This is a genomic window from [Zimmermannella] bifida NBRC 103089, assembly GCF_001570925.1.
GTDB lineage: Bacteria > Actinomycetota > Actinomycetes > Actinomycetales > Microbacteriaceae > Gulosibacter > Gulosibacter bifidus.
The window spans coordinates 239,632-254,534 of record NZ_BCSP01000003.1; the positions used below are offsets into that span (position 1 = coordinate 239,632).

12 protein-coding genes are annotated in these 14,903 nt (G+C 60.7%); 6 read left to right on the forward strand and 6 right to left on the reverse strand.

The annotated features are described in order from the left end of the window. Window positions 1-54 precede the first annotated feature (54 nt). From trxA to ZBI01S_RS04455, 4 genes are all read right to left on the reverse strand, one after another. The gene (gene trxA, locus ZBI01S_RS04440; protein ID WP_066056909.1) at window positions 55-477 is read right to left on the reverse strand and encodes a thioredoxin; all 423 of its coding nucleotides are present in this window, start codon (window positions 475-477) and stop codon (window positions 55-57) included. A 91-nt stretch (window positions 478-568) separates the two neighbouring features. Then, on the reverse strand, window positions 569-1,474 hold the full coding sequence (locus ZBI01S_RS04445; RefSeq protein ID WP_066056912.1) for a PRC-barrel domain-containing protein: 906 nt from the start codon (window positions 1,472-1,474) through the stop codon (window positions 569-571). Between the two features lie 226 nt (window positions 1,475-1,700). Then, the gene (locus ZBI01S_RS04450) at window positions 1,701-2,912 is read right to left on the reverse strand and encodes a DUF4349 domain-containing protein (protein ID WP_159421385.1); all 1,212 of its coding nucleotides are present in this window, start codon (window positions 2,910-2,912) and stop codon (window positions 1,701-1,703) included. A 159-nt stretch (window positions 2,913-3,071) separates the two neighbouring features. Continuing rightward, on the reverse strand, window positions 3,072-3,899 hold the full coding sequence (locus ZBI01S_RS04455) for an aldo/keto reductase (RefSeq protein WP_066056918.1): 828 nt from the start codon (window positions 3,897-3,899) through the stop codon (window positions 3,072-3,074). A 394-nt stretch (window positions 3,900-4,293) separates the two neighbouring features. Here ZBI01S_RS04455 and nrdH point away from each other — a divergent pair, with 394 nt between their 5' ends. From nrdH to nrdE, 3 genes are all read left to right on the forward strand, one after another. Continuing rightward, the gene (gene nrdH, locus ZBI01S_RS04460; RefSeq protein WP_066056921.1) at window positions 4,294-4,530 is read left to right on the forward strand and encodes a glutaredoxin-like protein NrdH; all 237 of its coding nucleotides are present in this window, start codon (window positions 4,294-4,296) and stop codon (window positions 4,528-4,530) included. Window positions 4,531-4,614: 84 nt separating this feature from the next. After that, entirely contained in the window at window positions 4,615-5,037 is a 423-nt protein-coding gene (gene nrdI / locus ZBI01S_RS04465; RefSeq protein WP_066057036.1) for a class Ib ribonucleoside-diphosphate reductase assembly flavoprotein NrdI, read from the forward strand. Between the two features lie 35 nt (window positions 5,038-5,072). Further along, complete coding sequence (nrdE, locus tag ZBI01S_RS04470) at window positions 5,073-7,172, forward strand: class 1b ribonucleoside-diphosphate reductase subunit alpha (RefSeq protein WP_066056924.1); 2,100 nt, start codon at window positions 5,073-5,075, stop codon at window positions 7,170-7,172. 219 nt (window positions 7,173-7,391) lie between these two features. Here the strand turns inward: nrdE and ZBI01S_RS04475 are convergent, their stop codons facing one another. Continuing rightward, window positions 7,392-8,948: an APC family permease gene (locus tag ZBI01S_RS04475; protein WP_083524496.1), complete on the reverse strand. Its 1,557-nt coding sequence runs from the start codon at window positions 8,946-8,948 to the stop codon at window positions 7,392-7,394. Between the two features lie 87 nt (window positions 8,949-9,035). Beyond that, window positions 9,036-9,617, reverse strand: a complete 582-nt coding sequence (locus ZBI01S_RS04480) for a TetR/AcrR family transcriptional regulator (RefSeq protein ID WP_159421386.1) — start codon at window positions 9,615-9,617, stop codon at window positions 9,036-9,038. Window positions 9,618-9,822: 205 nt separating this feature from the next. On the opposite strand from ZBI01S_RS04480, the gene ZBI01S_RS04485 reads away from it, so the two are divergent. The 3 genes from ZBI01S_RS04485 (at window position 9,823) to ZBI01S_RS04495 (ending at window position 14,896) form a co-directional block, all read left to right on the forward strand. Then, a complete protein-coding gene (locus ZBI01S_RS04485; RefSeq protein ID WP_066057042.1) occupies window positions 9,823-11,202 on the forward strand; it encodes an NAD(P)/FAD-dependent oxidoreductase in 1,380 nt (459 codons plus the stop codon). Window positions 11,203-11,363: 161 nt separating this feature from the next. Further along, window positions 11,364-12,347 (forward strand): class 1b ribonucleoside-diphosphate reductase subunit beta, encoded by a 984-nt coding sequence (gene nrdF / locus ZBI01S_RS04490; RefSeq protein ID WP_066057045.1) that lies wholly within the window; start codon window positions 11,364-11,366, stop codon window positions 12,345-12,347. Between the two features lie 212 nt (window positions 12,348-12,559). Continuing rightward, complete coding sequence (locus ZBI01S_RS04495; RefSeq protein WP_066056930.1) at window positions 12,560-14,896, forward strand: ABC transporter substrate-binding protein/permease; 2,337 nt, start codon at window positions 12,560-12,562, stop codon at window positions 14,894-14,896. Window positions 14,897-14,903 lie beyond the last annotated feature (7 nt).

The window sequence follows — 14,903 nt, forward strand, 5'->3', positions numbered from 1 at the left end:
AAACGCCGGGCCGCACCGCTGGTGGTGCAGCCCGGCGTTATTTAGCGGGTCGAATTAGACGACGGCGCCGTCGGCGGTTGGCTCGTTGCCGTCGTCGGCGTTTCCGTTTGCCATCTTGGCCTCGTTCTCTGCAACCTTGGCGCGGACATCGTCCATGTCAACGTTGCGAACGGCCTCAATGACCTGGTCAAGGGCGGGAGCTGGCAGCGCGCCAGCCTGCTCGAAAATCATGATGCCGTCGCGGAAGGCCATGAGCGTTGGAATCGAGCGGATGCCGAGGCTACCAGCGAGCTGCTGGTTTGCTTCGGTGTTCACCTTGGTGAAGGTAACGTCGCTGTACTTTTCGCTCGCGGCTTCGTACACGGGTGCAAACTGCTTGCATGGGCCACACCACGAAGCCCAGAAGTCGACAAAGTAGATGCCGTCTGCGGTTACGGTTTCGAGGAACTGCTCTTGGGCGAGATCGATTGTTGCCATTTGCTGATCGTACGACAGCGGCCTGCGCCATAGCTGCCAGCAGAGGTGCTGTTCGCCAGGGGCACAGGCCGTGTCGAAGTTGACGTTGTGGTTACGCCTTGCGGTCGAATTCCGAACCCGGGGTGTCCGAGTCAGCGTCGAGCAGTTCCTGCGGCATCTCTACCGGCGCATCTTCGGTCGCCTCGTCGGCGAACGGCGAGTAGCCGATCGGGTGCTGAGGTTCTTCCGTGGTCGGGGCGAATGCGGCGTCGTCGGGCGCATCGGTCGCCGCGGCTTCGGCGTTATCTGCTGCGGATGCGTCAGCACCCGTGTAGCTGCCGCTGTCATTCGCGTCGCCTGTGGGCATTGGTTCGTCGATCGGTGCAGCCGGGTCATTGAGTGCTGTGGCGTTGTCGACATCACCCGCCACGTCGATCGGTGTGGCTTCGGTGTTATCGAGCGCTGGCGCTGCGGCGTCAGCCGGTGCCATATCGGCGGTGCGGCCGGGCACCTGGTAGTACGCGTAGAGCTCGTCTTCTTCTTCGGGAGAGAGGTTCTGGTCAATTTCGGTCAGTGGCGCCGACGTGACCGTGGCCTTGTCGTAGGGCACGCGAATCTGGCGTTCGCTGCGCTCAGCCAGGTCTAGCGGCACAAAGTATTCCTTGGTACCGAAAATGCCGGTCTTAACCGTCACCCAGTTCGGTTCCTGGGTTTGGTCGTCGAGGTACACCTGGCCCACGCGGCCGATCTTCTCGTCGTTCGGGCCGAACACGGTCGACTGGAACAGCACTAGCAGCTGCGCCTCAGCTTCTTGCGCGCGGCGCTCTTCTTCGGTCAGTTCAGGTTCGGCGGATGCGGCGGGCACCGTCGCATCGTCCATGTCGACTGGCGTCGCGGTTTCGTCGTGCTCGGTTGCAGCTTCGAATGCTGAATCAGCAGCGGTCGTATCGTTGAGCGTTTCGTCAGGCACAACGTTGTTGGCATCGAGGTCGGCGCGTGATTCGTGTGATTCAGCCATGGGGGAACAATCCTCAGTTTGGGGACTCGGTCTTGTGAACTTCACGCTGGCGGCCGGGCAATGAAGTACGCGAACTGGGTTCGGGATATTCGGATGCACCAGCAGTGCTACTCGGGCAGCGCGCGGTCCGTTGCCTCGAACTGTATACGTTGCCGACCGGGAAACTCCTGACGTTGTGGGAGTTTTCAGATGCCCGCGCGGATCGTGCCCGCGCGGACAGACCCCACTACTGCGGTGATGCGGAACCGTCCGCGGAGGCGTCGGGTTCGCGGCTACCGGCATCCGGTGCCGGGCGGATTGAAGTCGGCGTCTCGGCCGGACCGGCTGCGGGTCGGTGTGGTTCCGCCTGGGGCACGAATTCGGGCAAGGGCGGCATGGCGCCACGGGTCGCGGCAACCTCGGCATGGTTGGCGGGCGCGGTACCGTCACCGGATGCATCCGACTGTGGACCGGTGTTGGACTGTGGTGTAGCGGGGGCGTTCCGGCGAGCACGGCGTGCCTTGGCGAATTCGTTGCGGATGCGGGCGACTACCTTGCGCAGGCCGGCAAACCAAGCCGCGACGAACAGGATGCCGATGAGCACGAGGCCGGGCAGCGCGTAGCCGAAACGCTCAATGAAGCGGTCGATCGACTTCATGAAGTCTTCCCAGCCTTCCTGCAGGCCCGCCCAGAATCCGGTGGCCTCGGGCTCGATCTGGCTGGAGTCGGTCGACATGGTGATGTTGACCGTCGAGTAGCTGACTTCGTCGTTGAGGACCTCGAGCTGTGACTTCAGGCTCGCGAGTTCTGCTTCGCGGTCGCCGAGCTCGCGCTCAATCTCGAGCATCTCGGTCGTGTTCGCTGCTTTTTCGAGCATGCCACGCAGCGACTTGATGGAACTTTCGAGGCTGGCGATGCGCGATTCCAAGTCCACCTTTTCGAGAGTGACGTCCTCAGCGTTGGTTTGCGTCGACTTCACCTCGCCGAGCTCGCCAATCTGGCCGACGAATTTGTCGTGGGCATCGGCAGGAATGCGCACAGTGAACTCGGCGCTTGCCCAGCTCGACCCTTGCTCTTCGGAGCGGTGGTCGAAGTGGCCAGCCAGCTCGGTTACCTGCAGTTCGAGCCGGTCGGTGGCATCGGCGAGATTTTCCACGCGGATGCGGATATCGGTGGTGACGCGGATCGCACGTTCCGCAATCGCCGGCTGATTGCCCTGCGCGCCGCCAGCACCGCTATCGGGTGCTGCCTGTTCCGGGACAGCCGCGCCGCCGCCGGGTTCCTCGACTCGTTCGTAGGCGTCTGGTGCTGCGCCGATGCCAGGTGAGTGGCTATTGCCAGACGAACAGCCGGCAACTAGACCGATGATCGCGAGCGCGGTGGTGACAGCACCGAGCAGTCGGGTTACCCGGGCGCGGGCGGATGCGGAGGTGGATGCGGAGCGAGGTGTTTCAGCCATGTGTTCAGCATCGCTGATGGTGCCGCGGCGGTCATCAGGCTTGCGGCCACGATTTCGTGCCACGGGTGCGCTGCAGAGTGACGGTGCATGCGACGAACTGATGACCGACTTGAAACTTGGACGGTACGCGCAGCCAATCCTGCGGTGCCCGCGCGCGGGCTAGGCGAAGGTGTCCGGGTCCTTGCCGGTGCGTACGCCCGTGTTGCAGGTGTCGATGGTGGCGATGTCTTCGGAGGTGAGCACGATACCGGCGGCGTCGAAGTTCTCACGCTGGCGGTCGGGGTCAGCCGACTTTGGAATAACGACATTTCCGATGGCGAGGTGCCAGGCGAGGACAGCCTGCGCCGGCGTGCATCCCTGACGTTTGGCAACTTCGGTAATGGCTGGGTGGTCGAGGTTGCGTCCGCGGTTCAGTGGTGACCAGGCTTCGGTGCAGATGCCGTGCTCGCGGTGGAACGCACGCAGTTCGGGCTGTGCGAATTCGGGATGCAGTTCGACCTGATTGATGGTGGGAAGTTCTCCGGTTTCGTCGAGCAATCGCTGCAGGTGGTGTTCCTTGAAGTTTGCGACACCGATCGAACGAATGCGGCCCTCATCGCGCAAGCGGCGCAGGGCCTCCCACGTCTCGACAAACTTGTTCTGGGTGGGGTCGGGCCAGTGGATGAGATAGAGGTCGAGTTCTTCGACGCCGAGCGCGGTGATCGATTCGTCGAATGCTCGCAGCGTGGCATCGAACCCGTGACTGTCCTGCCAGACCTTGGTGGTGATGAACACCTCGTCGCGGTTCAGCTGAGCGCGTCGCAGTCCTTCGCCGACGCCGGATTCGTTGTCGTAGAACGAAGCGGTGTCGAGGTGTCGGTAACCGATTTCGAGGGCGCGGCGCACGATCTCTGGTGCGGCATCGTTGTCGATCTTGTAGGTACCAAAACCTAGCTGCGGGATGCGGTGTCCGTCGGACAGTTCCAGGTTGAGTTCTCGTGTAGTCACGGCACCGACCCTAACGCCGTCACCTGGCCAATCCTGTATACCTCGCTGAGCGTAGTCGGGGTGGCGTAAATCGATGCCGGAGGGTCATGGTCAACTTCGTGGTGACGTGAATCGCGTCGCCGCGCGCACTGCATGTATGCGAGCGCATGGAGTTACCGGGTTGTGCACAGCAGCCGAACTCGAGGTGTGGAGGGGATGTGTACAAGTGCGGAAAAGCTGTGCAGACACGCCGGTTTTCTGTGGATTCTGATGTGGAGAACTACACGCTTGTAATCCGAGATGTAGTGGTGTTAAATTCATCAGGCACAACATCTTGTGGCCCCGTGCGGTTGACTGACACAGCAGTGGAAGTACCAATTGATCGTGCGGAGTTGATTTACCTGAGGGAAGAATTATGACCATTTCTGTGTACAGCAAGCCATCGTGCGTTCAGTGCACCGCTACCTACCGCGCCCTCGACAAGCAGGGCATCGAGTACGAGGTGTTCGATGTATCGGCCGATGACAAGGCACTCGCCGCGGTCAAAGAACTTGGCTACCTGCAGGCACCAGTCGTGGTGACCGAAGAAGACCACTGGTCGGGCTTCCGCCCCGACAAGATCAACGCGCTCGCGCAGCTCCGCAGCGCGTAGAACCTAGACGTCTATAGCCCGGGCCATGAATATTCTGCGCCCGGGCTTCGTTGCGAATCGGGCAATTTGCAAGGAGGGATGCAGATGAGTCAGCTCATCTATTTCTCGAGTGTCTCGGGAAACACGCATCGCTTCGTGCAGAAACTCGGTCGCAGCGCGCAGCGGATTCCGCTGCTCACTAACGACGAGACGATCTTGGCTACCGAGCCGTTCGTTCTTGTTGTGCCCACCTATGGGGGAGGGAATGGCCGGGGGGCTGTGCCCAAACAAGTGATCAAGTTCCTGAACGTGCCAGCAAACCGTGCACTTTTGCGTGGTGTGCTGGTCGGCGGGAACACGAATTTCGGTGCGGCCTATGGCCTCGCCGGAGACATCATCGCGGGCAAGTGCAACGTGCCCGTGCTGTATCGATTTGAACTATTCGGCACTCCAGAAGATGTGCAACGAGTAAACGAGGGATTGGACGAATTTTGGCGAGCGCAAGCGGCACTAACGACGGTGCAGTAACGGTTTCGGAACTTAAAGACGGTCACAGTTCGGGCATGGACTACCACGCGCTGAACGCAATGCTGAATCTGTACGACGCTGATGGCAAGGTGCAGTTCGAAAAGGACCGCGAAGCTGCACGCGAATACTTCCTGCAGCACGTGAACCAGAACACGGTGTTCTTCCACGACCTCGAAGAACGTCTCGCGTACCTCATCGACAACGAGTACTACGAACGCGAGATCATCGAGCAGTATTCGCTGGAGTTCGTTCGCCGCTTGCGCGATCGCGCATTCGCCGCGAAGTTCCGCTTCCCAACGTTCCTCGGTGCGTTCAAGTTCTACACCTCGTACGCGCTCAAGACGTTTGACGGCAAACGTTACCTCGAGCGCTTCGAAGACCGCGTGCTGATGGTTGCGCTCGGTTTGGCGCGTGGCGACGAAGCGCTGGCGACCAGCCTGCTCGACGAAATGATCGCCGGTCGATTCCAGCCGGCTACGCCAACGTTCCTCAACGTTGGTAAGAAGCAGCGCGGCGAATTCGTATCGTGCTTCCTGCTGCGCATCGAAGACAACATGGAGTCGATCGGTCGTTCGATCAATTCGGCACTGCAGCTGTCGAAGCGCGGCGGTGGCGTTGCCTTCAACCTCACCAACATCCGTGAGTCGGGCGCGCCGATTAAGCAGATCGAGAACCAGTCCAGCGGCATCATCCCGATCATGAAGCTGCTCGAAGACTCGTTCAGCTACGCGAACCAGCTGGGTGCACGTCAGGGCGCCGGTGCCGTCTACTTGAGCGCCCACCACCCCGACATCATGCGCTTCCTCGACACCAAGCGTGAAAACGCCGACGAGAAGATCCGCATCAAGACGCTCTCGCTCGGTGTCGTCATCCCAGACATCACTTTCCACCTCGCCAAGCGCAACGAGCCCATGTACCTGTTCTCGCCATACGACGTTGAGCGGGTCTACGGCAAGCCCTTTGGCGACATCTCGGTTACCGAGCACTACGAAGAGATGGTCGACGACTCGCGCATCCGCAAGACGAAGATCGACGCACGTCAGTTCTTCCAGACGCTTGCCGAACTGCAGTTCGAATCGGGTTACCCCTACATCGTGTTTGAAGACACGGTTAACAAGGCCAACCCAATCGCCGGCCGCATCAACATGTCGAACCTGTGTAGCGAGATCCTGCAGGTCAACTCGCCATCGACATACCACGCCGATCTCGGCTACGACCACATCGGCGAAGACATCTCGTGCAACCTCGGCTCGATGAACATCGCCCTCGCTATGGATTCCGACGACCTCGGTCGTGCCATTGGCACTGCCATCCGCGGTCTCACCGCCGTCAGCGACATGTCGTCGATTGACTCGGTGCCGTCGATCCGTAAGGGCAACTCGCAGTCGCACGCGATCGGCCTCGGCCAGATGAACCTGCACGGCTACCTTGGTCGCGAGCGCATCCACTACGGTTCCGAAGAAGCGCTTGACTTCACGAACATGTACTTCTACACGGTCGTGTTCCACGCCATCAAGGCATCGATGGAAATCGCGCGTGAGCGTGGCCAGCGCTTCCACGACTTTGAGAACTCGGACTACGCCAACGGTTCGTTCTTTGACAAGTACATTGACGAGGTTTGGGAACCACAGACCGAGCGCGTGCGCGAACTGTTCGCGAATCACCACATCCCGACCCAGGAAGACTGGCGCGAGCTGCGCAGCCTGGTGCAGGAACACGGTATGTACAACCGCAACCTGCAGGCCGTACCGCCAACGGGATCGATCTCGTACATCAACAACTCGACTTCGTCGATTCACCCGATTGCCTCCAAGGTTGAAATCCGCAAGGAAGGCAAGCTCGGACGCGTGTACTACCCGGCACCGTTCATGACGAACGACAACCTCGAGTACTTCCAGGACGCCTACGAAATTGGCCCCGAGAAGATCATCGACACCTACGCCGTGGCCACGCAGCACGTCGACCAGGGGCTCTCGCTCACGCTGTTCTTCAAGGACACCGCAACTACGCGTGACATCAACCGCGCCCAGATTTACGCATGGCGTAAGGGCATCAAGACCATCTACTACATCCGCCTGCGTCAGATGGCGCTGGAAGGAACCGAAGTAGAGGGTTGCGTAAGCTGCATGCTCTAGTGACCACTGCATCCGGTGTGTGAACACTGCGCAACCGGATGCGGATATCGCGGGACCCGCTCGATCTCCAGGATTGAGCGGGTCCCGTTTGTTTGATGGATGCAGCTACGGCTGGATGCGGTTACTGATGCAGTTGGGCCCCTCGCGCGTCTGCGTGACACGTACGAGGGGCCCAGGGTCAGTGATCTTCGTGCTTGGTGAGCGCGGCCACCACGCGGTCTAATACTCGTCGGGGACGAGCACCGGGGTGTTGCGGTTCAGGCTCTCGCCGCGGAAGAACGCGCGCGACTTCGGGTTCAACCGCCACCAGCCCATCAGCAGGAACCCGAGCAGCAGCGATCCGACGCCGACCACGAACGCGCCGCCCACGCCGAGCAGCACCGTGTAGCTGTAGTCGACGCTGATCATGTCGACCGCCGACTGGATGAACGCGTAGGTGAGCATGATGCCGCCGAGCAGCGGCAGCAGGCCCTGCAGCATGAAGTTGCGGAACGACTTGAACAGCTGGTCGCGGAAGTACCAGACGCACGCGAACGAAGTAATCGCGTAGTAGAGCGCCACGGCCAGACCCATCGAGGTAATGGAGTCGAGCAGCACGGCCTCGGAGATCAGCGACATGCAGCCGTAGTAGACCATTGCGGCGACACCCATCAGCGTGGTCGAGAACCACGGGGTGTGGTAGCGCTTGTGGATCTGCGCGAATTGCTTCGGTAATGCCCGGTACACGGCCATCGAGAGTGTGCCGCGTGCGGTTGGCAGGATCGTCGTCTGGGTCGATGACGCACCCGAGACGATCATCGCGAGAATCAGGAACCAACCCCACGGGCCGAACAGCAGGTCGCGAAGTACCGTAAAGACATCGTCGAGGTTGGCTTCGTTGGTGAGGCCAATTCCGGTATCGCCGAAGCCAGCGAACATCATCGTGGCAACCGAGACACCCACATAGGTGACCAGCAGGATGGCGATGGTCAGCATGGCAGCCCGGCCCGGGGTGGTGCGGGGGTTCTTCGTTTCCTCGTTCAGCGCGAGCGAGGTGTCCCAACCCCAGTAAATAAACAGGCACAGGAGTACTGCGGCAACGAAGCCCGACCATGATTCGATTTCGGCGGGGTTGAACCACTGCCAGTCGAACGCTGCGGGGGAGGGCGAGGTGCCGTTTGTGGCGCCAATGAACGCGAGCACACCGAAGGCAGCGAGCGCGGCGTATTGAATCACCATCAGGGCCATCTGCATCTTCTCGCCGATCTGCACGCCGAGTGTCGATACCACCGTCATGAGCGCGATGAAGGCCATGCCGGTGAGCACCACGATGGTGCGGTCTTCGGCAAAGTGGTTCATGCCAACCAGGTACCAGAGGTATTTGCCGCTGATCTCTGCCACATTGGCGAGCACCATGATCGCGGAAACCGCGACCGCCCAACCGCCGATCCAGCCGACGACCGGGCCAAAGGCCTTCGTACCCCACACAAAGGTGGTGCCGCAGTCGGGCATCTCGCGGTTGAGCTCTTGGTAGGCAAGTGCCGCGAACACCATGGGGATGCACGCGGCAAGGAACGCGACCGGTGCCTGTTCGCCGACCTCGAGGATGACCCAACCGAGGGTCGCCGCCAGTGAATACAGCGGCGCCGTTGACGCCAAGCTGATTACCGTCGAGCCGATAATGCCCAGCGCGCTCGAATTGAGTCCCTTACCCACATGAATGTGGCCCGTGTCGGTGATGTTGTTCGGGCCCGTTTCCGGCGCGGTGTGTCGGCCGGAATGGTTGTGCGTTGTCATAGCAATCTCCTCGCCGTTGAAGAAGGATTGCCCCGAAGCTACACCGTCCAGTTGGTCTAGTGCAACATATTCGCTTGGTTTCTCGGGTTAGCGTCGCAGCATGCGCATGCCGAGAATGTACTTGGCAAGCTTCGCCGCCGTTTCGGCTGACGAGAATCGCGACTGCCCGGCATTGGCGCCATCAACCTCGGCGCTGTGGGCGATGCCGTCGCCGATCAGCAAGACGGCGGTGGCGAGATCTGGGTCTTCGAGCTCGGCCTCGACGGGGGCAAGCCAGCGCTCGCGACACTCAACGAGTGTTGCACGCACCGGGTCGCCGTAGGCAGGAGCCAGGCGGATGAGCGTGTTGTGCGCGCGTTCGAGATCGCTCTCAAAATTGACCGACGTGCGCAGGTACCACTCGGTTGGCGATAGCTCGGATGCGGCAAGTTGCGCGAGATCGGCATCGACGAGTTCCCGCAGTCGATCGCACAGGCCCGCAACGAGTGCTTCGCGATTGGGGAAGTGGTAGAGCAGTCCGCCCTTGGAGACGTTTGCGGCTTTCGCCACCGCATCCAGCGTTGCGGCGCGGTCACCTTCACGCAATACGAGATCGCAGAATGCGTCGAGGAGGGCGTCGCGCCGAGACGGGCGCGATGCGGGCTGCGGGGCGTCGTTACCTTGCTGCATGGCCTCAACCATAGCGGGCGATGGCAACGGGGATGCGCGGGTGGGAGTGCGGGGTACCAGCGCGGTGCGCAGGCAGTCTGGATGCATCCTAGGGATTTGGCTCGTCGGCTTGACTTTTCCTAACTGTACCGACTAGACGGTTATTAGGCAGGTTTGTGTCGTGAGCAACGACGCCACGACGAGCACAATGAGCAAGGTGACGAACATGAGTAACGCAACCAACCGCATCCACGAAGCATTTTGGACCGACCGCGCCCCGACCCGGGCCCCGCAGCCGCGACTCAACGGCAAGATCACCGCCGACCTGGTGATCATCGGCGGTGGTTACACCGGACTGTGGACCGCGATTCTCGCGAAGCGGCGCGACCGGCAGCGTCGCGTCGTGGTGTTGGAAGGCAACACGATTGGCTTTGCCGCGAGCGGCCGTAACGGCGGGTTCGTTGAGCCGAGCATCGGCCACGGCATGGGCAATGTGGCATCGCGCTGGCCCGAACAGGCCAGCGATATCGTGCGTATCAGCCGCGAAAACTTCCGCGAAATGGAACAGGACATTCGCGACCTCGGCATCGACTGCGATTGGGATGAATCGGGCGCGCTGTGCTTCGCCCGCACCGAATCGCAGGTAGCCGACCTCGAAGCCGGGGTGGATGAGTGCCTGAAGTACGGCGAAGCGGCTGAGTTCATCCCGCCCGCGCGCATCCACGAAGTCACCAAGTCGCCGGAATACCTCGCGGCGATGTTCCAGCCCGAAGTCGCCACGGTCGATCCATACAAACTCGTTCGCGGCCTCGCCGACGCCGCCATGGAACTCGGCGTCGACATTTTCGAACACACCGTGGTGCGCAAGCTCAACGATGACGAACACGGCGTTCGCGCCATCAGCGACATTGGCGAAGTCGCGGCAGAGCAGGCCGTCTTGGCGACCAACGTCTACCCGGCCCTGCGCAAGCGACTGTCGCTGGTAACCGTGCCCGTTTACGACTACGCGCTCATGACCGAGCCGCTCAGCGACGACGACTTCGAAGCGATCGGTTGGACCGGCAATGAGGGCTGCTCCGATGCCGGCAACCGCTTTCACTACTACCGCAAGACCGACGACGGCCGCATCCTCTGGGGCGGTTACGACGCGATCTACCGCTACGGCTCGCAGCGAGGCGAGCGATTCACGCAGCGCGAGGCGACGTTTGCGCAGCTCGAGCGCAACTTCCGCGAGACCTACCCGCAGCTTGCCCACATCGGGTTCACGCACCAGTGGGGCGGCATGATCGACTCGTCGACGCAGTTCTGTGTGACGGCCGGCACGCTCGCCAAGGGGCGCATTGCCTACGCGATTGGTTTCACTGGCCTTGGTGTTGCCGCAACCCGCTTCGGTGCGAACGTCATGCTCGACCTGCTCGAAGGTGTAACCACCGAGCGCACTGAACTCGACATGATTCGCCGCAAGCCACTGCCGTTCCCGCCAGAGCCGGTTCGCGCAATCGGTATTGGGCTGACGCAGTGGTCGATGGCGCGCGAAGACGCCACCGGCAAGCGCAATGTGTGGCTCAAAACGATGGATGCGCTTGGGCTCGGCTTCGACTCGTAGCGGTAGGTACGTGGTCTGGCACGCGGCCAGTACGGTGCGGATGCGGTGACGATTCGGCTGTGAGCGTACGAGGTGGATTCGTCTCGACTCGCCCAGGCCTCCGAAACGAATTCGTCCTACCCTAGGGAGAACGTTGTTTGAGAGGACACAATCGCATCATGATGACTGAACAGACTCGGCCAGAGCCACACAACAGTGTGGTTGAAGCGATCAATTGGAACCGAATCGAGGACGACAAGGACCTCGAAGTTTGGAACCGCCTGACCAATAACTTCTGGCTGCCCGAAAAGGTGCCGCTGTCGAACGACATCCAGTCGTGGGCGACGCTTACCGAAGAAGAGCAGACGCTGACGATGCGCGTGTTTACCGGGCTGACGCTGCTTGACACGGTGCAGGGAACAGTTGGTGCGCTGCGCCTGGTGCCGGATGCCACCACGCTTCACGAAGAAGCCGTATACACGAACATCGCGTTCATGGAATCGGTGCACGCCAAGAGCTACTCGTCGATCTTCTCGACGCTGGCGAACACCCCGCAGATCGATGAGGCGTTCCGCTGGTCGCGCGAGAACACGTTCTTGCAGCGCAAGGCGCAGATCATCATGGAGTACTACAACGGCGAAGACCCGCTGAAGAAGAAGGTTGCCTCGACGCTGCTCGAGTCGTTCCTCTTCTACTCGGGCTTCTACCTGCCGATGTACTGGTCGGCGCACGCCAAGCTCACGAACACGGCCGACCTCATCCGCCTGATCATTCGTGACGAAGCGGTACACGGCTACTACATCGGCTACAAGTACCAGCAGGGCCTCGAGCGTGAATCGCAGGAGCGTCGTGACGAGCTGAAGGACTGGACGTTCTCGCTGCTCTACGACCTCTACGAGAACGAAGTGGCGTTCACCCACGACCTCTACGACGGTGTCGGTTGGTCTGAAGACGTCAAGAAGTTCCTGCACTACAACGCGAACAAGGCGCTAATGAACCTCGGCTACGAGCCGATGTTCCCGGCCGAAATGACCAACGTGAACCCCGCGATTGTCTCGGCACTGTCACCCAACGCCGACGAGAACCACGACTTCTTCTCGGGCTCGGGCTCGAGCTACGTCATCGGCAAGGCCGAAAACACCGAAGACGAGGACTGGGACTTCTAAACCCGCAGCCGTTGGCACCACGATTCGCACCCGCTCTGTTCACTCAGACCGGGTGCGAATCCGTTTCCTTGCGCATCCTCGCGCAAGCTGCCGCATCCAGCCGACCGCCCCGTTGCATGTGGTTTGTATAGTGGATGCACCGAGAAACTGAAATCGATTCAGTTTCGATGAACGGTTTACCCCCACTGCCAACGACGACAGAAGGAAGTCTCATGGACGCTGTACGAAGCGTTGTTGCTGCCTGGCGCCGTAATTGCAGTCCACTCGTTCTGGGAGTCGCGTTCGCACTCATCATGATGCTCAGCTTCGCCACCGTCGGCGGAGCCAGCAATGCGTACGCCACCCCGGGATCGGACCAGCACGCCGCCGAGGCCCCCGCCGCGCAAGCCGAGGGCGACAAAATCCCCGAGGTTGAAGGTAAGACCTACACCATTGCGACCGACACCACGTGGGCGCCCTTCGAATTCGAGAAGGACGGCCAACTCCGCGGCATCGACATTGACCTCATTAAGGCCGTTGCCAAGGACCAGGGCTTCAACGTCGAAATCGACGTGCTCGGGTTTGACGGCGCACTCTCTGCAGTGCAGTCGAACCAGGCCGACGCCGTTATGGCGGGAATGAGCATCACCGAAGAACGCAAGGCGAGCTTCGACTTCTCGAACCCGTACTTTGATTCGGGTATCCAGATGGCTGTTGCCAAGGGCGACACCAGCATCAAGTCGTTTGAAGACCTCAAGGGCAAGACGGTTTCGGCGAAGACCGGTACCGAAGGCTTTGCCTTCGCCGAAGACCTCGGCAAGGAGTACGGTTTTAAAGTCACCGGTTTTCAGGATGCGGCTGATGCGTATAACGACGTCACCAGCGGTAATTCTGTGGCCACGTTCGACGACTACCCGATCCTCGCCTACGCCATCAAGACAGGTAGCGCCGGTCTCGAAGTCGTCGGCGAAAAGGAAGCTGCATCCAGCTACGGCATGGGTGTTGCGAAGGGCAAGAACGAAGACCTCGTCAAGGCGTTCAACCAGGGACTGAAGAACCTGATTGACAGCGGCAAGTACCAGAAGGTTCTCGACGAGTACCTCGGCGAAAATGCCCCGGACGCGAAGACCGTCGGTAACGGTCAGGCCGCGCTGGGCAACGAACAGCTCGACCCGGGTAAGCCCGGTGAGCTGCCGAACAACCCGAATTTCAAAACCGACACCCCGGTCACCAACGGCAAGTTCACGATCGCTACCGACACCACGTTCGCGCCATTCGTGTTCAAACAGGACGGCGAGTACGTCGGTATCGACCTCGACCTGCTCAAGGCGATCGCCGCGAACCAGGGATTTGAAGTCGAACTCAAGCCGATCGGTTTTGACGGTGCACTCAACGCGGTGAAGTCCGGCCAGGCTGACGGCATCACCGCGGGTATGGGCATTACGGATGAACGCAAGCAGACGTTCGACTACGCCGATCCGTATTTCGAATCGGCACCCGTTATGGCCGTTAAACCAGACAGCGACATCGAGACCTACGCTGACCTCAAGGGCCAGTCGGTCGCTGCCAAGACCGGCACCACCGGCTACGACTACGCCGAAGAACTCGCGAAGAAGCACGGCTTCACCGTCAACGGCTTCGGCGACTCGGCTGATATGTACAACGACGTCACGAACGGCAACTCAGCCGCGGCGTTTGAAGACGAGCCGGTCCTGAAGTACGGCATCAAGGTCGGCAACCTCGACCTCAAGATTGCCGGTGAGCCCGGCGAATCCACCGAATACGGATTCGCGACGCTCAAGGGCAAGAACCCCGAACTCATCAAGATGTACAACGACGGACTCAAGGAAGCGAAGGAGTCCGGTGCGTACCAGCAGATCATCGATCGCTACTTGAAGACGGAACAGGAGCAGGCCGCCAACGGCTTCTTCGACGTCGTGGTGAAGGCCTGGCCGTCGCTGATGCACGGCCTGCTGCTGACGATGCTGGCGACGGTACTGTCGATCTTCTTCGCGATGATCCTCGGTATTGTCTTCGGCATCCTGAAACTGTCGGATAACCGCATCCTGCGCGGGCTCGCATCCGTCTATGTGAACATCTTCCGCGGCACGCCGGTCATCGTGCAGGCGTTCTTCTTTTACTTCGGTGTGCCCGCAGCGCTCGGCATCAATTTGGATGCGTTGACGGCGGGCGTGATTACGCTCTCGCTGAATGCGGGTGCGTACATTACCGAGGTTGTGCGCGGCGGCGTGCAGTCTGTAGATCCAGGCCAAATGGAAGCATCGCGCTCGCTCGGCATGAGCTGGGGTTCGTCGATGCGCAAGGTCGTGATGCCGCAGGCATTCAAGATCATGACCCCGAACCTGATCAACCAGTTCATCATGACGCTTAAGGACACCTCGCTGCTGTCGGTGCTCGGCTTTGCCGAACTCACCTACCAGGGCCGCATCGTGATCGCCGAGAACTTCAAGTCGTTTGAAATCTGGATCACCGTTGCGTTCATCTACTTTGTCGTGATTTGGCTGCTGACCGCGCTCAGCAACTGGGTCGACCGCAAGTTCAACAAGTAAGGCGAAA